Here is a 19880-nt window from a genome sequence, read left to right on the forward strand (position 1 = left end):
GCTCCGCCGAGCCTCAGCCGGGAATAACCGCAGGTCCCGGCACCGTTGTCCCCGACAGCGACCCAGGATAGGGTCGATGGATGTGGAGGGGCGTTCCGCCCACCCGACGAACTCAAGGAGGCATCACATGGCTGAGTACAGCCTTCCCGACCTTCCGTACGACTACGCAGCGCTGGAGCCGCACATCTCCGGTCGCATCATGGAGCTGCACCACGACAAGCACCATGCGACCTACGTGAAGGGCGCGAACACCGCGCTCGAGCAGATGGCAGAGGCCCGTGCGAAGGGCGAATTCGGCACGGTGAGCAAGCTGTCGAAGGACCTCTCCTTCAACCTCGGTGGTCACATCAACCACACGATCTTCTGGAACAACATGAGCCCGGACGGCGGCGACAAGCCCACCGGCGAGCTCGCAGCGGCGATCGACGACCAGTTCGGCGGATTCGACGCGTTCCAGGGCCACTTCACGGCTGCGGCGACGTCGATCCAGGGCTCCGGCTGGGCCATCCTCGGATGGGACACGCTGGGCCAGCGCCTCACCCTCGAGCAGCTCTACGACCAGCAGGGCAACGTGCAGGTGGGATACATCCCGCTGCTGCAGCTCGACATGTGGGAGCACGCCTTCTACCTCGACTACCAGAACGTGAAGCCGGACTACGTCAAGGCCTGGTGGAACATCGTGAACTGGGAGGACGTGCAGGCACGCTTCGAGCGCGCTCGCACGCAGACGCCGGGTCTCATCGCCTGACGCCGCACTGCCAGTGCGACAGCGCCCCCGCTCTTCGGAGCGGGGGCGCTTCGTCGTCCGGCACCGGCCCGTAGAATCGGGAACGACCGCGAAGTGCATGCCGATCCATCGGGATCGGAGAACAGGGGAGTGACACGTGAGCGACATCCGAGTGGGCGTCATCGGGGCGCAGGGACGCATGGGCTCGCATGCCGTCGAAGCGATCGGGGCCGCAGACGGGTTCGTCCTCGCCGCCGCGCTCGGCAGCTCGGATCCGATCGAGCGGATCCTCGACGTGGAGGTCGACGTGGCGGTCGAGCTCACGGTTCCCGACGCGACGGAGTCCAACGTGACCTTCCTCGTCGACCACGGGATCGATACCGTCGTCGGAACGACGGGGTGGACGGGGGAGCGGCTCGAGGGACTCCGTGCGCGCCTGGCAGATCGTCCTGAGACCGCTGTGCTCATCGCTCCGAACTTCTCGATCGGTGCCGTGCTCGCGATGCGGTTCGCCGAACTCGCGGCTCCGTACTTCGACTCCGCAGAGATCCTCGAGGTCCACCACACGCGCAAGCTGGACGCGCCGTCGGGAACCGCCGTGCACACCGCGCAGCGCATCGCGAGGGCTCGTGCGGATGCAGGTCTGCCGGCCATGCCGGACGCCACCGCCTCCGATCCCCACGGGGCCAGAGGAGCGGCGATCGACGGCGTCCACGTCCATGCTGTGCGCCAGCAGGGGATGAACGCGCACGAGGAGATCATGTTCGGCTCCGACGGCGAAGCGCTCACCCTGCGCACGGATACCTTCTCCACCACTGCCTTCATGCCGGGCATCCTGACAGCCGTGCGCATGATCGGCGGTCGCAGCGGCCTGGACGTGGGGCTCGAGTCCTACCTGGACATCGCATGACCAGAGCGAAGGTGGGCGTCGCGATCGTCTCGATCGCACTGGTCCTCTACTTCTGGTTCACCTACCAGCGGGCCTGGATCATGGTGACGGACGAGTCTCTGCTCGCGAAGGGGATCGGCCTCGCGCTCTTCGCGCTGCCGATCGTCGGTGCCTGGACACTCGTGCGGGAACTGATGTTCGGTGCGCAGACCGAGAGGCTCGCCGACGTGCTCGCGAGTGAGGACGGGCTGCCCCCGGACGACCTTCCGCGCACCCCGGGCGGCCGCATCGTGCGGGAAGCGGCGGACGCAGAGTTCGAGCGCTACCGCGCGGAGACCGACGCGGCGCCGGACGACTGGCGGTCGTGGTTCCGGCTGTCGTGCGCCTACGACGCCGCGGGGGATCGCAGGCGCGCACGCGAATCGATGCGACGAGCCATTCGGATGGAGAAGCGCGATAGCGTGAGCGCATGATCTCCAACCCGCTCATCGGTCCCTCACTGGCAGAACTCCGTGCGCGCACGAGCATGAAGTGGCGCCTGTATCCGGACAGCATCCTGCCGCTGTGGGTGGCGGAGATGGACGTGACGCTCGCGCCCGCAGTCTCGCAGGCGATCATCCGCGCGGCCGAATCCGGCGACACCGGGTATCCGTACGGCACGGACTACGCCGAGGCCGTGGCACGCTTCGCCTCGGAGCGCTGGGGGTGGGACGGCCTGGACCCGTCCCGCACCGCACTCGTGCCGGACGTGATGATGGGGATCGTCGAGACCCTCCGACTGCTCACCGCACCGGGCGACGCCGTCATCGTCACCTCCCCGGTCTACGCCCCGTTCTTCGCCTTCGTCACGCACGCGGACCGGCAGGTGGTGGAGACGTCTCTCACGACCGACGGCCGCCTCGACCCCGCCGCGATCGAGGATGCCCTGCTGCGAGCACGCTCCGGCGGCTCCGCACATCCGGTGGTCCTCCTGTCGAACCCGCACAACCCCACCGGCACGGTGCACACGCGGGCAGAGCTCGAAGCGACAGCAGAGGTCGCGCGTCGGCACGGTGCGCGGATCGTCTCCGATGAGATCCACGCGCCGCTCGTCTACTCCGATGCGTCGTTCGTGCCCGTGCTGTCAGTCGCGGGCGCGGAGAATGCATTCGCGCTCACCAGCGGTTCGAAGGCCTTCAACCTCGCAGGGCTCAAGGCGGCGCTGCTCATGGCAGGGCCGGAGGCGGCCGCCGACCTCGCACGCCTGCCGGAGGAGGTCGGCCACGGGCCCAGTCACCTCGGCATCCTCGCGCACACCGCTGGGTTCGCCGACAGCGCAGACTGGCTCGATGCCCTGCTCGCGGGGCTCGAGGAGAACCGATCGCTCCTCGGCGATCTGCTGGCGACCCATCTGCCCCAGGTGACGTGGACCCCGCCGCAGGCCACGTACCTCGCCTGGCTGGACGCCTCGGCACTGGGGCTTGCGACATCCGCCTCCGCCAACGCGCTGGCAGTGGTCTCCGATCTTGCCGGACCGGCGAAGTTCTTCCTCGACGAGGCTCAGGTGGCGCTGAGCTCCGGGCATGTGTTCGGGCGGGGCGGAGAGAACGCGGTGCGCCTGAACTTCGCGACGCGACCGGAGATCCTCACCGAGGCGGTCACACAGATGGGGGCGGCTGCGGCGACTGCGGGCCGCTGACGCGGGAGCCGTCGGCAGGGTTCCGGCCGTCGGCAGGGCCGTCGACGAGGATCGACCGCTGTGCAGTCCGGACGGCCGCGGCGAGCACCGCTTCCAGGGGGCCGCGCCGCGACACGATCCCGGTCCACACCAGCGCGGCGACGATCACGACGACGACGTTCACCCAGAACCACTCCACCTGCGTGTCCATCCCGGGGACGGTCCGGAGCGCCGTCATCTCTCCGAGCGCCAGGATGCAGATGTGGAGCGTGTACATGCTGAGCGGCGTCGAGCCCGGCCGTGACAGCCACGTGTGCACGAAGGCCGGGCCGCGATCCAGGAGCGGTCCGACCAGGAGGCAGAGGCCGAGGACCGCCATGGCCACCCCGGACGTCTGCACGAGGTCGAACGTGGTGCCCGAATGCGGACCCGCGGTGACCAGCCACCACGGGGAGTCCGCAGGCGTCACCCCGTAGGCGCCCAGCATGACGACGCGATCGACGTACGTGTGGACATCGGTCACCGACTCCTCCCCGTAGAGCGATTCCAGCTCCCAGCGGCCACGCATGTTCATGAGGAGGGCCGACGCGGCCAGCGCGAGCGTGGTGAGAGCTCCACCCGAGATGAGGAGAGTGACCCGCCGGTGGAGGTCGGACCAGTCGATCCGTGCGAGCCACATGCCCAGCAGGATGTATCCGACCCACTGGAGCAGCGGGTAGTAGCCCGTCAGGAGCAGCCCGATCCACGTGTCCGCCAGGTGCATGTTCGAGAATGCCGGCACCAGCAGTCCCGAGTCCGCGAAGCCGGAGTCGGCACTGGATCGTATGGCGTGGGACAGCTGCGGGGTGAGGAGGAACCACGCCCACGCGCTCAGCCCCAGCAGCCACGTGGGGAAGCGCAGGAACAGCGGGGCGATGAGGAACAGCACCCCGTAGTTGACGAGGATGATCGCGATGCCGGAGGGCAGCTCGCCCAGCGCGAGGCCGATGAGGGCGATGAGTGCACCGCGGATCACGAGTCCCACGGATGCCGCGGCCCATCCCCGTCCGCCGGTGTGTGCGAGTGCGCTGCGCGTCGACAGGATGATGGAGAAGCCCGCCAGGACGGCGAACAGTGCTGACGCGCGCCCCTGGAGCAGCGCGACGGCCGTGAGATCTCCTGCCTCGTCCATACGGGGCAGGACGTGCGTGGCCATCATGCCGAACAGGGCGAGTCCGCGGGCGAGGTCGACGCCGAGGATCCGAGACCGCAGGGGCGGTCGTGGAGTATGCGGATCGGACGATGCGGGTGTGGGGAGCACGGCGGGCCTTCGCGGGTTCACCCGCGCACGGCGGGTAGGATCGGAGCATGGCCATGATAGATGACGCAGCAGGCATCGAGGCGATAAGGGCCTTCGGCCGCGTCGGTACTGCGATGATCACCCCGTTCACCGCGGACGGCGCTGTCGACTATGCCGCTGTCGAAGCGACGGCGGACTATCTCGTGCGGCTGGGCAACGACCTCCTGGTCGTGTCCGGCACGACGGGTGAGGCGTCCACGACCACGGATCTGGAGAAGGCGGAGATCCTCCGCGCTGTGATCTCTGCCACGGCAGGGCGCGCGAAGGTCGTCGCGGGAGTGGGCACGAACCACACCGCTCAGTCGATCGCACTGTCGCGCAGTGCGGAGGAGTGCGGTGCAGACGGCCTTCTCGTCGTCACCCCCTACTACTCGCGCCCGACGCAGGACGGCATCATCGCGCACACCCGCGCGATCGCCGATTCCACGCAGCTGCCCGTCATGCTCTACGACATCCCCGGGCGTTCGGCCGTCCCGCTCACCACCCCGACGATCCTCGCTCTGGCGGAGCATCCGCGCATCCTCGCGGTCAAGGATGCGAAGGGCGCGCTGGGCGCGTCCCAGGACGTCCTGGGGCACGGGGCGATCGCCTTCTACTCCGGTGAGGACGCCCTCAACCTCCCGCTGCTCGCGATCGGCGCCTCCGGCGTCGTGTCCGTCGTCGGACACGTCGCCGCTGATCGCATCAGCACCCTCGTCTCCCTCGTCGCGTCGAACGATGTCGCGGCGGCCCGCCGGATCGCGGCGGACCTGGCACCACTGGTGGACGCGATCATGAACCACATGCCCGGTGTCGTCGCCGCGAAGGCGGCGCTCGAACTCCTGGGCGTGATCCCGACGCGCGCGACGCGCCTCCCGCTGCTGCCGGCTGACGCCCAGCAGGTGGAGGCCGTGCGCCTGGCCCTGCAAAGGAGCGACTACCTCACGTGTTGACTTATCAGACGGAGATCGCGGAGCCGAAAAAGGCCTCCCGCGATGCTCTGAGAATCGTAGCACTCGGCGGACTCGGAGAAGTCGGCCGCAACATGACCGTCTTCGAATACCACGACAAGATCCTGATCGTGGACTGCGGCGTGCTGTTCCCCGAAGAGGAGCAGCCCGGTGTCGACCTGATCCTCCCGGACCTGACCTACCTCGAGGGCCGGTACGACAAGATCGTCGGAATGGTGCTCACCCACGGGCACGAGGACCACATCGGCGCGGTGCCGTACCTGCTGCGGAAGCGCGCCGATATCCCGCTGCTGGGGTCCACCCTGACGCTCGCGCTGATCGAGGCGAAGCTCAAGGAGCATCGCATCAAGCCGACCACCCGCGTGGTCAAGGAGAACGACAAGGACCAGCTGGGGCCGTTCGACCTCGAGTTCATCGCGGTGAACCACTCGATCCCCGATGCTCTCGCCGTCATGATCCGGACCGGTGCGGGAAACGTCCTGCACACGGGCGACTACAAGATGGACCAGCTGCCGCTCGACGGCCGCATCACGGACCTGCGCGCATTCGCCCGGCTGGGGGAGGAGGGCGTCGATCTCTTCCTCACCGACTCCACGAACGCAGAGGTGCCGGGGTTCACTCCGTTCGAGAAGGACATCGGCCCCGTCCTCGTGAATCTGTTCGCGCAGGCACCCCGCCGCATCATCGTCGCGTCGTTCGCGTCGCATATGCACCGCGTCCAGCAGGTGCTCGATGCGGCGAGTGCGCACGGCCGCAAGGTCGCCTTCGTCGGGCGTTCGATGGTCCGCAACATGAAGATCGCTCAGGACCTCGGATACCTCACGTCGCCTCCGGGGACCGTCATCGACATGAAGCGGGTGGGCGACTACCCGGATGACCAGATCGTCCTCATGAGCACGGGCAGCCAGGGTGAGCCCATGGCCGCACTCGGACGCATGGCCAATCGCAATCACCCCATCGATGTGGGCGAGGATGACATGGTGATCCTCGCGTCCTCGCTGGTCCCCGGCAACGAGAACGCCGTCTTCCGCGTCATCAACGGACTGATGAAGCTGGGCGCGAAGGTCGTGCACAAGGGGTCTGCCAACATCCACGTATCGGGTCACGCATCTGCTGCGGAACTCCTCTACACGTACAACATCGTCCAGCCGAAGGGCGTCATGCCGGTGCACGGCGAATGGCGCCACCTCCTGGCGAACGGCGAGCTGGCTGCTCAGACGGGTGTGCCGGAAGACCGGATCGTCCTCGCGGAGAACGGCTATGCGGTCGACCTGGTCGACGGCGTGCCCACTGTGGCGGGCGCCTTCCCGACCCAGGACCTCTTCGTCGACGGGTCCTCGGTCGGTGCGATCACGGAGGCGGACCTCAAGGACCGCCTCACACTCGCGGGGGAGGGCTTCGTCTCCGTCTTCATGGCGGTCGATGCGTCCCGCAGAGAGGTGATCGCGGGGCCGGAGATCCACACGCGAGGCGTCGCGGAGGAGGCGAAGGTGTTCGCCACGATCGCGCCCAAGCTGGAGGCGGCTGTGCTGGATGCGCTGCGGAACGGGACGAAGGACCGGCACCAGCTCCAGCAGATCATCCGCCGCACGATCGGACGCTGGATCTCATCGAAGCTGCGTCGCAAGCCCATGATCGTCCCGATGGTCGTCGTGCTCTGACGACCGCTGGACTCAGACGGAGGGCCCCGGAGAACCGAAAGGTTCTCCGGGGCCCTCCGTCCTTCAACGGTGATGCCATGGAGGGATGCCATGGAGGCATCGGGTGTGCTCAGCGGTGAAGCGCGACCGGCAGTGACGTGCGCTGTGGGCCTCGCCGAGGTCAGACGCCGGTGTCGAGCGCCCAGCCCTCCGCGAGCTCCTGCGCAGTCGCGCGCAGGTGCGCGGCCACCTGCTCGTACACGAGCGGTCCCAGACGGGAGCTGGGCCCGGACACGGACAGCGCAGCGGGTGCGGGGCCTCCGGGAACCGCGACCGCGAGGCACCTGACTCCGACCTCCTGCTCCTCATCATCGATCGCGTAGCCGCGCTCGCGGCTGGCGTCGACGTCTGAGAGCACCGCGTCGAGGTCTCTGGTGCCTGCTGTCGCGAGGGCGTCGCGGACCTGGGCCTCCGGCAGAGTCGTGAGCACAGCCTTGCCGACTCCGGAGGTGTGCAGGGCGACACGGCGTCCCACTTCTGTGAACATGCGCATCGAGCGGTGCGATGACGCCTGTGCGACGTAGGTCATCGTGTCCTGCGTGAGGAAGGCCAGATTCACCGTCTCCTCGAGCCGGGCCACCAGCCGGTCGAGGGCCGGCTGGACCTGGGCGCCCGACTGCTGGGCGGCGACAGTGCCCAGCCGCACCAGGCGTGCGCCCAGCGCGTACCGCCGGTCCGGGAGCTGAAGCACGTATCCGCGAATGTTGAGCGTCGCCAGCAGGCGGTGCACGGTGGGGACCGGAAGTCCGACCGTCTGTGCGATCTCCTTCGACCGTGCGATGCCCCCGACCTCGGCGAGCGCTTCGAGGACGTCGATCGTACGATCGACCGACTGGACGCGGGCGGGGCGGGAGGGGGAGGGCTGAGAAGTCATCGTGTCCACCAGCGTAGCCGCCGCGGGGAGGCCCCGCGGCGGCCGTCGGCGGGTTGCGTCAGCGACTCACCGATGCGTCCTCGACCGATCCGCTGGGCCGGTCGGGGAGCAGCTGGTCGTTCGGAGTGTCCGGGGTCCGGCGCAGCGTGAAGAACGCTGTGACCAGGCCGATGACGAGCAGCGCGAACACGATCGTGCCGAGGTTCAGTCCACCGCCGAACACCATCATGAACGCGATCGAGCCTGCCATGAGGCTGTAGACGACCATCGGCAGGGCGGTCTTCCGCAGGATCTCGCCCTCGCGTCCGAGCAGGCCCACCGTGGCAGCGGCGGCGACGACGTTGTGGACCGACACCATGTTGCCGGCGGCACCGCCGACGGCCTGGGCCGCGACGACCGTCTCCGGTGATCCGACTCCCAGGTTCGCCCCCGTCGCGTACTGGAACTGCGAGAACATGAGGTTCGAGACCGTGTTCGAGCCGGCGACGAAGGCACCCAGGGCGCCGACGAAGGGTGCGACGAGCGGCCAGGCGCTGCCCAGTGAGCTCGCTGCGGCCTCCGCGAGCGTGAGGGGCATGGACTCCATGCCGGTCGAGTTGAAGTCGGATCCGGAGTTGATGAAGACGCGGACCATCGGGACGGAGCACAGGAGTGCGAACGCCGCACCGGCGATCTGCCTGCCCGCGATCTTCCAGGCCCCCGCGACCTGGCTCCTGGTCATGCGCTGCAGCGGGATCGTGAGCAGTGCCGCGATGATGAAGAGGAATCCGGGAGAGTACAGCAGGTCCGACGTCTGGCTGATGCTGGTGCCGAGGAGGTTCGTGAAGTCGATGGCCACGGGGCCCGACAGGAACTCCTTGAGAGGCGGGATGTTCCTCGTCAGGAGCAGGAGCGCGACGATGATGAGGTAGGGCGACCACGCGAGGACGAGAGGCATCTTCTTCTCGAGGATCACCTCTTCATCGCGCGGATCGACGTTGCCCATCCAGCGGTCGGGCCACCGGTGACGCGGGGCGAACTCCCACGTGTCCTTGGGCTGGAGGAATCCGGCGCGGGCCGCGGAGACGACGATCAGCAGGCCGATGATCCCACCCAGGAGCGCCGGGAACTCCGGCCCCAGCAGGTAGGCGACCAGCACGTAGGGGACGACGAAGGACGCAGCCGCGAAGAAGGCGAACGGCGCGACGGCGAGACCGGCGCGGAAGCTCTTCTGCTCGCCGAAGAAGCGCGTCATGAAGCACACGAGGATGATCGGGATCATGAGGCCGCAGATCGCGTGGATGGTGGCGACCTGTGCCGCGGTGTGCGCCACGAACGCGGACTGTTCGGTGATGCCGAGCTCTGCCATCCGATCGAGGATCGGCTGGGGGAAGCGTCCGGAATCGCCGGACAGGAGCCCCTGGCCGATGCCTGTGAGCATCGGTGTGCCGACTGCGCCGAAGCTGACGGGAGTCGACTGGATGAGGAGGCCGGCGAGCACGGCTGCGACGGCGGGGAAGCCCAGAGCGAGCAGGAGCGGTGCGACGACTGCCGCGGGTGCGCCGAAACCGGCGGCGCCTTCGATGAAGCTGCCGAACAGCCACGCGATGATGATGACCTGGATGCGTCGATCGGGCGAGATGGAGACGAAGCCGGCCTTGATCGAATCGATCGCACCGGATTTGGTCAGGGTCGACAGGAGCAGGAGTGCTCCGAAGACGATCCAGAGGAGGCCGAGGGCCACGATGATCCCCTGGATCACCGATGCGCTGATCGTGACGGCGGAGATGCCCCAGCCGAAGAACGCCACGAGGGCTGCGACGACCAGTGCCGCAGGCATTGCGACGGTGGCGGGGGCACGGAAGACGAGCAGGAGTATGCCCGCCACGAGGATGGGTGAAGCCGCCAGCAGGGCTGCGACTGCGATGTTGTCCATGAGGTTGTCCCGTCGGGTGTGCAGGGTCGGATGTCGACCGGACTCGGCGTGGTGCTGAGAGTCAGGTCACTGTGAGTTGTCTATCACGTTCCTGCTCGTCCGCCGTGAATGTGCGTGGGAGATTCTGCAGATCGGACGCCGGTTCGGGATGAACTGCCGGAGTGTGCCCGGGCATGCCGCCGTGATTTCGCACTGCGAAATCGTGATTTCACTGACAGCGTTCGCCGGTGCTAGCGTGCAGGCAGAGACGTGACGACCGGCAGGCAGTCCGGTCGGACCGACCACGAAAGGCCAGAGTTGACTACCACCGCACCATCCACATCCACGGGAGGCCGGACCGCCGCGACTCTCGATGAGCTCGTCGCCCAGCTGCCCGAAGGTGCAGTCATCACCGATCCCGTGAAGACGGAGGCCTACCGTCGTGACCGCGCTGAGGACCCGGCCGCGGGCACGCCCGCGGCCGTCGTGCGTGCGACGTCGACGGAGGACGTCCAGGCCGTCGTCCGCTTCGCCGCGGCGACGGGGACCCCGGTCGTTCCGCGCGGCGCAGGGACGAGTCTGTCCGGCGGCTCCACCGCCATCGACGGCGGGATCGTCCTCTCGCTCGAGCGCATGCGCGACATCACCGTCGATCCGGTCACCCGCACCGCAGTCACCCAGCCGGGCGCCTTCAACGTCGAGGTCAAGGAGGCCGCCGGGGAGCACGATCTCTGGTACCCGCCGGACCCGGCCTCCTTCACGTTCTGCTCGATCGGCGGCAACATCGCGACGAATGCGGGAGGTCTGTGCTGTGTGAAGTACGGCGTCACGACCGACTACGTCCTCGGCATGAAGGTCGTGCTGGCAGACGGGCGTGCGATCGAACTGGGCGGTCCGCGCCTCAAGGACGTCGCCGGCCTGTCGCTCACGAAGCTGTTCGTCGGCAGCGAGGGCACCCTCGGCGTCATCACGGAGGTGACGCTGCGACTCGTGCCGGCCCAGCGTCCGCCGCAGACCCTCGTGGCGACGTTCCCGACTCTCGATTCCGCGACGGCGGCCGTGCTCGCCCTCACGCAGCGCATGCGCCCCTCGATGCTCGAGTTCATGGACCGTCCGACCATCAACGCGGTCGAGGACGAGACGAAGATGGGGCTGGACCGCGATGCGGCCGCCATGATCATCGTGCAGTCCGACGAGCCGGCAGGCCATGCAGGCGCGGAGATCGCCGACGTGACGGCGCTGTGCGAGTCGAACGGCGCGTCCGAAGTCTTCTCCACAGAGGACCCCGACGAGGGCGAGGCCTTCATCGCGGCCCGCCGCATCGCGATCCCCGCTGTGGAGAAGAAGGGCACGATCCTGCTCGAGGACGTGGGCGTGCCGCTTCCGAACCTCGGGGCCCTGGTGAGCGGCATCGAGGAGATCTCACTGCGCCACGATGTGCTCGTGGCCGTCATGGCGCACGCCGGCGACGGCAACACGCATCCGCTGGTCGTCTTCGATCCGACGGATGCCGCGCAGCGCGAGCGCGCGCACACGGCCTACGGGGAGATCATGGATCTCGCGGTCTCGCTGGGCGGCACGATCACCGGCGAGCACGGCGTGGGTCGACTCAAGCAGCCGTGGCTGGCCGGCTACCTGGGCACGGACGTCCTGGAGATCAACCAGCGCGTCAAGGACGCACTGGACCCCCAGGGGATCCTCAACCCGGGCGTCGTGTTCGATGCGCGGAAGGACACCACCACGACCGAGGCACCGGTCGCCGGTGCCGGGCACGGCGCCTCGGCACCCACGACGGACGACCTCACCACCGCACCGGAGGCGACGATGACAGCACTGACGGCCACGACCTCGGCGACGGGAGAGGCCGTGAGCTTCTCCACCCCGACGATCACGTACGACCTCGCCGCGCGCGCCGTCTCTCTCACGATCGAAGAGGGGAAGAGGGCGGGCGTGCGCACCTGCGCGACGATCGTCGATCCGGCACTCCAGCCGGTGGCGTACGGCCGCACCGACGGCATGACCCCGCACAGCGTCGAGACGAGCCGCAGGAAGGCACAGACCGCCGCCTCGACCCGTCGCCCGAGCGCGCTCATCCTGCCGGAGCTGGCGCAGAAGCTGGAGCACGGTTCCGGCGGCCTGCTCACGAGCATCGCCGGCGGAGTGCCGATCGCGTTCGACGGAGTCGTCGTCGGCGGCCTGGGCGTGGCCGGCGGCAAGCCGCCCGAGGATGCCGCGATCGCAGACGCGGTCCTCGCCGCGCTGGGAGCCGATCCCGCAGAGACCGCAACCTGAGCGCGGCTCTCCCCACAGCGAAACCCCTGCCCGTTCGTCCACGAGAACACCATCAGAGGAGTAGGACATGACCGCATCCACCATCGAGCTGCCGGAAGGCCTCGAGATCACGACCGCACTGCCGGAAGGCGCTGAGAAGGTCCTCACGCCCGACGCGCTGTCCCTCATCGTCTCGCTGCACCGCAAGTTCGCGGCGACCCGCAAGGAGCGCCTCGCGGCGCGCGTGGACCGTCAGGCACGCCTGGACGCCGGCGAGGAGCTCGACTTCCTCGAGGAGACCCGCGCTGTCCGCGAGGACGACTCATGGCAGGTCGCCGCTCCGGCACCGGGGCTCGAGGACCGCCGCGTCGAGGTCACCGGACCCACCTACAAGAAGATGACGATCAACGCGCTGAACTCCGGTGCGAAGGTGTGGCTGGCCGACCAGGAGGACGCGAACACCCCGGCATGGGACTCCGTCATCGGCGGTCAGCTCAACCTGCTGGACGCGACCCGTCGTGAGGTCGACTTCGTCTCCGACCAGGGCAAGGAGTACACTCTCCGGCCCGACGAGGAGCTGCCGTCCATCGTGGTCCGCCCGCGCGGCTGGCACCTCGAGGAGAAGCACATGAAGATCGATGGGCAGATCGCCTCCGGTTCGCTCGTCGACTTCGCCCTCTACTTCGCGACCGCAGGACGTGAGCAGCTGGCGAAGGGCCGCGGCCCGTACTTCTACATCCCGAAGATGGAATCGCACCTCGAGGCACGCCTGTGGAACGACGTGTTCGTCCACGCGCAGGACGAGCTGGGCGTGGCCCAGGGCACGATCCGCGCGACCTGCCTCATCGAGACCTACCCGGCCGTGTTCGAGATGGAGGAGATCCTCTACGAGCTGCGCGATCATTCCGCGGGTCTGAATGCCGGCCGCTGGGACTACATCTTCTCCGTCATCAAGACGCACCGCGCGAAGGGTGAGGAGTGGATCCTTCCGGATCGCGGCCTCGTGACGATGACCGTGCCGTTCATGCGGGCATACACGGAGCTGCTGGTCCGCACCTGCCACAAGCGCGGGGCGCACGCGATCGGCGGCATGAGCGCGTTCATCCCGTCGAAGGACGAGGCTGCGAACACGAAGGCGTTCAAGCAGGTGGAGAACGACAAGTCGCGTGAGGCGAACGACGGGTTCGACGGCTCCTGGGTCGCGCACCCCGGCATGGTCGAGGCGTGCCGCGCTGAGTTCAACAAGGTGCTGGGCGACCTGCCGAACCAGATCTCGAAGAAGCGCGAGGACGTGGCCGTGACGGCGGCGGATCTCCTCAGCGTCAAGGACACTCCCGGTGACGTGACGGAGACCGGACTGCGGGCGAACATCGCCGTGGGGATCCAGTACGTCCAGGCGTGGCTGAGCGGCAACGGCGCGGCCGCGATCAACGGCCTCATGGAGGACGCGGCGACTGCGGAGATCTCCCGTTCGCAGGTGTGGCAGTGGCTGCACTTCGGCGTGAAGCTCGCCGATACGGGTGAGAACGTCACGAAGGAGCTCGTCGACCGCCTCATCGCGGAAGAGGTCGCGGACCTGCCGGGCCAGGAGTCCGACTGGGCGACCTCGCGCGATCTGTTCGCGACGATGGCGACGCAGGAGGACTACGCGGACTTCCTCACGATCCCCGCGTACGAACTGCTCGGCTGAGCGACGCTCGGCTGAGTCCCCTCACCGACGCATGAGCGCCGGGCGCACCGACAGGTGCACCCGGCGCTCATGCGTTTCCGCCGCCGAGGCCGCGGTCACCTCTTGTGATAGAGGTCGGCCTTCCTCTGGTACTGGGGATCGCTCGTCACGCGGATGCCCAGGCTGCGGAAGATCCCCTCATCGACGGAGCCGAGGATCGTCGTCGTGTGCGCGTCCGTGTCGGTGAGGTCGGCGAGGTGGGAGAGAGCCAGGCGACTCGTCGCGGATGATCCCGCCGACACGGACAGGGCGATGAGGACCTCGTCGGTGTGCAGCCGCGGGTTGCGGCTGCCCAGGTGCGAGGTCTTGAGCGTCTGGATCGGTTCGATGGACTCCGGGGACAGGAGATGCTCCTCCTCGTCGGCACCCGCGAGGTGCTTGAGCGCATTGAGCAGCATCGCGGCTGAGCACCCCAGGAGGGGAGACGTCTTCCCTGTGATGAGAGTGCCGTCGTGCAGGCGTATCGCGGAGGCGGGCGCGTCGGTCCGCTGGGCGACCTCCCGCGCGGGAGCGACGACCGTCCGGTCGCCGACGTCGATGCCTGCACGGCTCATCACGAGGCCCACTCGGCTGGAGACGTCGTCCGGCGCGCCCTCGCGATGCTCGGAGACCCGGGCCTGGAACCAGCGGCGGATGATCTCCTGCCCCGCGGCCTCGCGGCAGGCGGCGTCATCGGAGATGCAGCGCCCCACCAGGTTGACGCCCATGTCCGTGGGCGACTTGTAGGGGCTGCTCCCGTCGATCCGCTCCAGCAGTGCCGTGAGCAGCGGGAAGACCTCGACGTCGCGGTTGTAGGAGGTCGCCTGCTCCCCGTAGGCGCGCAGGTGGAAGGGGTCGATGACGTTGAGGTCGTCGAGGTCTGCGGTGGCGGCTTCGTAAGCGATGTTGACCGGGTGCTCGAGCGGCAGGTCCCAGACGGGGAAGGTCTCGAACTTCGCGTAGCCGGACGAGATGCCGCGGCGGTGATCGTGGTAGATCTGCGACAGACACGTCGCGAGCTTCCCGGAGCCGGGCCCCGGGGCGGTCAGCACGACGAGGTCGCGGGAGGGAGCGAACGCCTCGTTCCGGCCGAACCCGTCGGCGCCGACGATGCGGGAGACGTCCGTGGGATAGCCGGGGATCGTCCGGTGGCGCACGGTGCGCAGCCCCAGGCGCTCGAGACGCCCCCGGAAGCCGTGCCCCGACTGGTCGTCGTCGTCGAGCTGCGTGAGCACGATGTTCTCGACGAGGAACCCCCGCGACCGGAACGCGTCCACGAGGCGGAGCACCTCCTCCTCGTAGGTGATGCCGAGGTCGGCTCGCACCTTGTGCCGCTGCAGGTCGTGCGCGTTCACCGCGATGACGATCTCCAGCTCGTCCCTCAGCTCCTCGAGCATCGCGATCTTCGTGTCCGGGTCGAATCCGGGAAGCACCCGCGCCGCATGCATGTCGTCGAAGAGCTTGCCGCCCATCTCGAGGTAGAGCCGTCCGCCGATCCTGCGCTGCCGTTCGCGGATGTGCTCGGACTGGAGGGCGATGTACCGCTCCCGGTCGAAGCCGACAGGGGGCCCTCCGGATCTCTGCGATGAGGCGCTGAGGGCGACGTGGTCGGGGGAGGACGGGGCGTGGGACATGCGGACCCTTTGCTCATCGCGGATGACAGGACTGCGGTGAAGCCTATCGGTCCTCGACCAGGATCCGGGGAGGAGGCGCGCGCCGCGGCCCTGTGACCTCACACGCCGATGACCGGCGGATCCGAGGGCACAGCGACTCCTGGGAATACCATGGAGAGCATGGCGACCCGTACGACTTCCCCCGCCAAGAACGGTCGCGCTCGCACGTCCCCGCGCTCAGCGGACGCCGGCAAGGCGTCCCGCGGCAGTCGACGGACGGCGAACGCGGACCGGACCGCCGGGGGCCCCGATGCCGACAAGGCTGCCCGGAAGAGGAACATCCTCACCGGCGCATGGATGGGAGTGGCTCACATGGCCGGCGACCGGACACGCAGGAACCTCGACCCGGATGAGGCGGTCGACGAGCCGACCCGCCGCGATGGGACGGGCTTCGCGCTCGTCGCGCTGGCGATCCTCATCGCGGCGTTCGAATGGTGGCACATCCCCGGAGCATTCGGAGACGGCGTCCGCTCCGTCGTCGAAGGCACGTTCGGCCGCGTCGCACTGGCACTGCCGATCATCCTGCTGGGATACGCGATCCGCCTGTTCCTGCGAGGCGACGACACGCGCGGCAACAACCGCATCCTCATCGGGATGGTCGCACTCGTCGTCGCGGCGTCCGGGCTCGCCCACGTCGCGGCGGGCAATCCGAGCTTCGTGAATACGCGCGAGGCGATGGCCAACGGCGGCGGCGCTGTGGGCTACATCGTCTCCTCACCGCTCATCGCGGCCACGACCGTCTACGTGACGGTCCCGCTGCTCGCCCTCCTCGGGCTCTTCTCGTTGCTCGTGCTCACCGCGACACCGGTCCGTGAGATCCCCCCACGCCTCATCGGCGCGTACCACCGTCTGGTCGAGGGAGCGCCGAGCACGGGTGATGCCGAGGGCGCGAGTGAGGCCGACCTCGTCGCATCCGGGAAGTCCACGTCGACCCTCAAGCCCATGGGCCGCAAGCGCGGTTCGCGGAAGAAGGCCGCGCAGGACGAGGGCGAGGCCCCGCCGCACGAGGCGGAGAAGGACGTCGCCTACGACAAGGCGTACATCCACGAGGCCGACGTCGAGGGCGAGCCGAAGAAGGCTGCGGACGTCTACGACGTCGACGCGGAGCCGGAGCCCGCCTACCGACCGGGGGAGCGCCGTCCGACGAAGGCGGAGAAGGAGGCCCGGAAGCTCCGTCGCGAGGTCGGCATGGAGGACGAGACCCGAGTGCTCGACAGCCGCAGTGCGGCGGGGAAGCCGGCCGATGCGTCCGAGGGCAGCGAGGATGACACCGCGCAGGTGCCGACCGTCTCGACACCCGTCCCGCAGGCGACCGGGGAGCTTCCGCAGCGCGTCACCCAGCTGGAGCTCAACGGCGACGTCACGTACACCCTGCCGCCGTCGGACGCTCTGACACCGGGACCGCCCCCCAAGGAGCGCTCCGAGGCGAACGACCGGGTCGTCGCAGCACTGCGCGACGTCCTGGAGCAGTTCAAGATCGACGCGGAGGTCACCGGCTTCTCCCGGGGGCCGACCGTCACGCGGTACGAGGTGGAGCTCTCTCCCGGCACGAAGGTCGAGAAGGTCACCGCGCTGTCGAAGAACATCTCGTACGCCGTCGCGAGCGCTGATGTGCGCATCCTCTCGCCGATCCCCGGCAAGAAGGCGATCGGCATCGAGATCCCGAACACGGACCGCGAGACGGTCTCGCTCGGCGACGTGCTGCGGTCGAATGCCGCGCGGAAGACCGAGCATCCGATGGTCATGGGTGTGGGCAAGGACGTTGAGGGCGGCTTCGTCGTCGCGGACCTGTCCAAGATGCCGCACCTCCTGGTCGCCGGTGCGACCGGAGCCGGCAAGTCCAGCTTCGTGAACTCCATGATCACCTCGATCATGATGCGTTCGACGCCGGACGACGTGCGCATGATCCTCGTCGACCCGAAGCGCGTCGAGCTCACGATCTATGAGGGCATCCCGCACCTCATCACCCCGATCATCACGAATCCCAAGAAGGCCGCGGAGGCGCTCGAATGGGTCGTGCGGGAGATGGACACGCGGTACGACGACCTCGCGTACTTCGGCTTCAAGCACGTCAAGGAGTTCAACAAGGCGGTGCGCGAGGGGCGCATCGAGGTGCCGCCGGGCTCCGAGCGCGAGCTGAACCCGTACCCCTACCTGCTCGTGATCGTCGACGAGCTCGCCGACCTCATGATGGTCGCACCGCGCGACGTCGAGGCGAGCATCCAGCGCATCACCCAGCTGGCGCGCGCCGCGGGCATCCACCTGGTGCTCGCGACCCAGCGCCCGTCCGTGGACGTCGTCACCGGACTCATCAAGGCCAACGTCCCGTCCCGCCTGGCGTTCGCGACGTCATCGCTCGCGGATTCGCGCGTCGTCCTCGACCAGCCCGGCGCGGAGAAGCTGATCGGGCAGGGCGATGCCCTGTTCCTCCCGATGGGCGCCGCGAAGCCGATACGCGTGCAGGGCGCATGGGTGAACGAGTCGGAGATCGAGGACGTGGTCGAGCACGTCAAGTCGCAGCTCGCACCCACCTATCGCGAAGACGTCGCCGTCGAGGCTCCCAAGAAGCAGATCGACGAGGAGATCGGCGATGACCTCGATCTGCTGCTGCAGGCGGCTGAGCTCGTCATCACGACCCAGTTCGGCTCGACCTCCATGCTCCAGCGCAAGCTGCGTGTGGGCTTCGCCAAGGCCGGCCGGCTCATGGACCTCATGGAGTCGCGCGGGATCGTCGCCGCGTCGGAGGGCTCGAAGGCCCGTGACGTGCTCGTGCGTCCGGAGGACCTGCCCTCGACTCTCGCGGTCATCCGCGGTGATGACCCGCCCGGCGATGACCCGTCCGGTCGTGCGGAGGCGTCGACGCCAGGCGATCATGGTGCGCCGCGCGATCATGGTGCGGATGGAGACGCGGGACCCGAAGCGCCTGATCGCCGACCGGACGGCGGAGGCGGCGACCGCGTGTACGACGAGGCGACGGGTCTCGAGGTCGTCGAGGAGACATCGGACGACGCGTGGGAGCTGACCGGCCGGTGAGCTGCATGAGCGAGGTCGCCCTGGTCGTCGCCGCGGCTCATGACGAGCCTGCCGACCGCGGTCGTGGGCGGCTAGGCTTGTGGGCGTGAACGACAGCCGCGAGACGCCCGCACCCAGCAACTGGAACCTGCCGAATCTCCTCACCGTGGTGAGGATCCTGCTGGTCCCGGTCTTCCTCGTGCTCCTCGTGGGGCAGGGGGGCGTGGACCCCGCGTGGCGCGTCGGGGCCTTCGCCGTGTTCATCGTGGCGATGTTCACGGACTGGATCGACGGGACTCTGGCCCGCCGGTGGGGCATGATCACGGATTTCGGCAAGATCGCGGACCCCATCGCGGACAAGGCGCTCATGGCCGCGGCGCTCATCGGCCTCTGGGTGGTGGGCACCCTTCCACTGTGGGTGCCGATCGTCATCCTCGTCCGGGAGTTCGGGATCACCGTCCTGCGCTTCGTCATCATCCGCTGGGTCGTGCTCCCCGCCTCGAAGGGCGGCAAGCTCAAGACAGTCCTTCAGACGCTGGCGATCGGACTCATGCTGCTCGGGATCCCTGTCCTCGTGTGGGTGCCGGCGCTCTTCGCCGCGTGGACCGTCGTCGCATGGATCGCCATGACCGCAGCGATCGTCGTCACCCTGGTGACGGGGATCGACTACTGCGTGAAGTCCTACCGCCTGGTCCGTGAGGCGAACGGGTCGTGACAGCACAGGACGTGGTGCGGAGGCTCGCGGCCCACGGGGCGACGCTGGCGACCTGCGAATCCCTCACCGCGGGTCTGCTCGCCGCGACGGTCGCCGCCGTGCCGGGCGCGTCGGCAGTGCTGCGGGGCGGCCTCATCACGTACGGGACCGATCTCAAGGCATCTCTTGCGGGCGTGGACGAGTCGCTGCTGCGCGAGCACGGACCCGTACACCCTGAGGTGGTGCGTCAGATGGCGGCGGGAGCGCGCGCCCGCTGCGCCGCGACCATCGGCGTCGCATGCACCGGAGTGGCGGGCCCCGATTCGCAGGACGGTCATCCCGTAGGGCGCGTGCTCATCGCGGTGGACGACGGCACGGAGGCGGTCGCAGTGCGAGAGCTCGCGCTCGAGGGTGACCGCGAGCGGATCCGCAGGTCCACCGTCGAGGAATCCCTGTCCTTGGTGCTCCGGGCGCTGCAGCGGTCCACGTGAT

15 protein-coding genes are annotated in these 19880 nt (G+C 68.5%); 11 read left to right on the forward strand and 4 right to left on the reverse strand.

Going from position 1 to position 19880, the window contains the following annotated elements; genetic code table 11:
- The first annotated feature begins 127 nt into the window (after window positions 1-127).
- The 4 genes from BJEO58_RS04530 to BJEO58_RS04545 all read left to right on the forward strand — a co-directional run bounded on the left by BJEO58_RS04530 (window position 128) and on the right by BJEO58_RS04545 (window position 3294).
- Entirely contained in the window at window positions 128-748 is a 621-nt protein-coding gene (locus BJEO58_RS04530; protein WP_101588100.1) for a superoxide dismutase, read from the forward strand.
- Between the two features lie 136 nt (window positions 749-884).
- Window positions 885-1637 carry a 4-hydroxy-tetrahydrodipicolinate reductase gene (gene dapB, locus BJEO58_RS04535; RefSeq protein ID WP_101588101.1) on the forward strand — a complete coding sequence of 251 codons (753 nt, stop codon included), beginning with the start codon at window positions 885-887 and terminating at the stop codon, window positions 1635-1637.
- Window positions 1634-2089, forward strand: coding sequence for a hypothetical protein (locus tag BJEO58_RS04540; RefSeq protein WP_101588103.1), 456 nt, complete (start codon window positions 1634-1636; stop codon window positions 2087-2089). Before dapB ends, BJEO58_RS04540 begins: the two co-directional genes overlap by 4 nt.
- Window positions 2086-3294 (forward strand): MalY/PatB family protein, encoded by a 1209-nt coding sequence (locus tag BJEO58_RS04545; protein WP_101588104.1) that lies wholly within the window; start codon window positions 2086-2088, stop codon window positions 3292-3294. Before BJEO58_RS04540 ends, BJEO58_RS04545 begins: the two co-directional genes overlap by 4 nt.
- On the opposite strand, the gene BJEO58_RS04550 is transcribed toward BJEO58_RS04545, so the two are convergent.
- A complete protein-coding gene (locus BJEO58_RS04550; protein WP_101588106.1) occupies window positions 3254-4573 on the reverse strand; it encodes a heparan-alpha-glucosaminide N-acetyltransferase domain-containing protein in 1320 nt (439 codons plus the stop codon). The two genes, BJEO58_RS04545 and BJEO58_RS04550, sit on opposite strands and share 41 nt — an antisense overlap.
- A gap of 47 nt (window positions 4574-4620) precedes the next feature.
- Between BJEO58_RS04550 and dapA the strand changes: the two genes are divergently transcribed.
- Window positions 4621-5544 (forward strand): 4-hydroxy-tetrahydrodipicolinate synthase, encoded by a 924-nt coding sequence (gene dapA, locus BJEO58_RS04555; RefSeq protein WP_101588107.1) that lies wholly within the window; start codon window positions 4621-4623, stop codon window positions 5542-5544.
- Entirely contained in the window at window positions 5538-7223 is a 1686-nt protein-coding gene (locus BJEO58_RS04560) for a ribonuclease J (protein ID WP_101588109.1), read from the forward strand. Before dapA ends, BJEO58_RS04560 begins: the two co-directional genes overlap by 7 nt.
- A gap of 160 nt (window positions 7224-7383) precedes the next feature.
- Here BJEO58_RS04560 and BJEO58_RS04565 read toward each other — a convergent pair whose 3' ends face one another.
- Both BJEO58_RS04565 and BJEO58_RS04570 read right to left on the reverse strand, forming a co-directional pair.
- Window positions 7384-8136: an IclR family transcriptional regulator gene (locus BJEO58_RS04565; protein ID WP_101588110.1), complete on the reverse strand. Its 753-nt coding sequence runs from the start codon at window positions 8134-8136 to the stop codon at window positions 7384-7386.
- Between the two features lie 58 nt (window positions 8137-8194).
- On the reverse strand, window positions 8195-10051 hold the full coding sequence (locus BJEO58_RS04570) for an L-lactate permease (RefSeq protein WP_101588112.1): 1857 nt from the start codon (window positions 10049-10051) through the stop codon (window positions 8195-8197).
- Between the two features lie 297 nt (window positions 10052-10348).
- Here BJEO58_RS04570 and BJEO58_RS04575 point away from each other — a divergent pair, with 297 nt between their 5' ends.
- Both BJEO58_RS04575 and aceB read left to right on the forward strand, forming a co-directional pair.
- Window positions 10349-12322, forward strand: a complete 1974-nt coding sequence (locus BJEO58_RS04575; protein ID WP_101588114.1) for an FAD-linked oxidase C-terminal domain-containing protein — start codon at window positions 10349-10351, stop codon at window positions 12320-12322.
- A 67-nt stretch (window positions 12323-12389) separates the two neighbouring features.
- Entirely contained in the window at window positions 12390-13991 is a 1602-nt protein-coding gene (gene aceB / locus BJEO58_RS04580; RefSeq protein WP_101588115.1) for a malate synthase A, read from the forward strand.
- A gap of 95 nt (window positions 13992-14086) precedes the next feature.
- On the opposite strand, the gene BJEO58_RS04585 is transcribed toward aceB, so the two are convergent.
- A complete protein-coding gene (locus BJEO58_RS04585) occupies window positions 14087-15643 on the reverse strand; it encodes a DUF1846 domain-containing protein (RefSeq protein WP_101588117.1) in 1557 nt (518 codons plus the stop codon).
- Window positions 15644-15994: 351 nt separating this feature from the next.
- On the opposite strand from BJEO58_RS04585, the gene BJEO58_RS04590 reads away from it, so the two are divergent.
- From BJEO58_RS04590 to BJEO58_RS04600, 3 genes are all read left to right on the forward strand, one after another.
- Complete coding sequence (locus tag BJEO58_RS04590) at window positions 15995-18715, forward strand: DNA translocase FtsK (RefSeq protein WP_101588229.1); 2721 nt, start codon at window positions 15995-15997, stop codon at window positions 18713-18715.
- 85 nt (window positions 18716-18800) lie between these two features.
- Window positions 18801-19409 (forward strand): CDP-diacylglycerol--glycerol-3-phosphate 3-phosphatidyltransferase, encoded by a 609-nt coding sequence (gene pgsA / locus BJEO58_RS04595; RefSeq protein ID WP_246075971.1) that lies wholly within the window; start codon window positions 18801-18803, stop codon window positions 19407-19409.
- Window positions 19406-19879 carry a CinA family protein gene (locus BJEO58_RS04600; protein ID WP_101588120.1) on the forward strand — a complete coding sequence of 158 codons (474 nt, stop codon included), beginning with the start codon at window positions 19406-19408 and terminating at the stop codon, window positions 19877-19879. The genes pgsA and BJEO58_RS04600 overlap by 4 nt, the downstream gene beginning before the upstream one ends.
- The last annotated feature ends 1 nt before the right edge of the window (window position 19880 follow it).

This window comes from Brevibacterium jeotgali, from assembly GCF_900169175.1.
GTDB classification, from domain to species: Bacteria; Actinomycetota; Actinomycetes; order Actinomycetales; family Brevibacteriaceae; genus Brevibacterium; species Brevibacterium jeotgali.

What these genes read in the sequence shown, in the direction of transcription:
- BJEO58_RS04540 (WP_101588103.1), top strand. Translation starts at nt 1,634, where the DNA reads ATGACCAGAGCGAAGGTGGGCGTCGCGATCGTCTCGATCGCACTGGTC.
- dapA (WP_101588107.1), top strand. Translation starts at nt 4,621, where the DNA reads ATGGCCATGATAGATGACGCAGCAGGCATCGAGGCGATAAGGGCCTTC.
- BJEO58_RS04590 (WP_101588229.1), top strand. Translation starts at nt 15,995, where the DNA reads ATGGCCGGCGACCGGACACGCAGGAACCTCGACCCGGATGAGGCGGTC.
- BJEO58_RS04585 (WP_101588117.1), bottom strand. Translation starts at nt 15,643, where the DNA reads ATGTCCCACGCCCCGTCCTCCCCCGACCACGTCGCCCTCAGCGCCTCA.
- BJEO58_RS04570 (WP_101588112.1), bottom strand. Translation starts at nt 10,051, where the DNA reads ATGGACAACATCGCAGTCGCAGCCCTGCTGGCGGCTTCACCCATCCTC.
- aceB (WP_101588115.1), top strand. Translation starts at nt 12,390, where the DNA reads ATGACCGCATCCACCATCGAGCTGCCGGAAGGCCTCGAGATCACGACC.
- BJEO58_RS04545 (WP_101588104.1), top strand. Translation starts at nt 2,086, where the DNA reads ATGATCTCCAACCCGCTCATCGGTCCCTCACTGGCAGAACTCCGTGCG.
- BJEO58_RS04530 (WP_101588100.1), top strand. Translation starts at nt 128, where the DNA reads ATGGCTGAGTACAGCCTTCCCGACCTTCCGTACGACTACGCAGCGCTG.
- BJEO58_RS04565 (WP_101588110.1), bottom strand. Translation starts at nt 8,136, where the DNA reads ATGACTTCTCAGCCCTCCCCCTCCCGCCCCGCCCGCGTCCAGTCGGTC.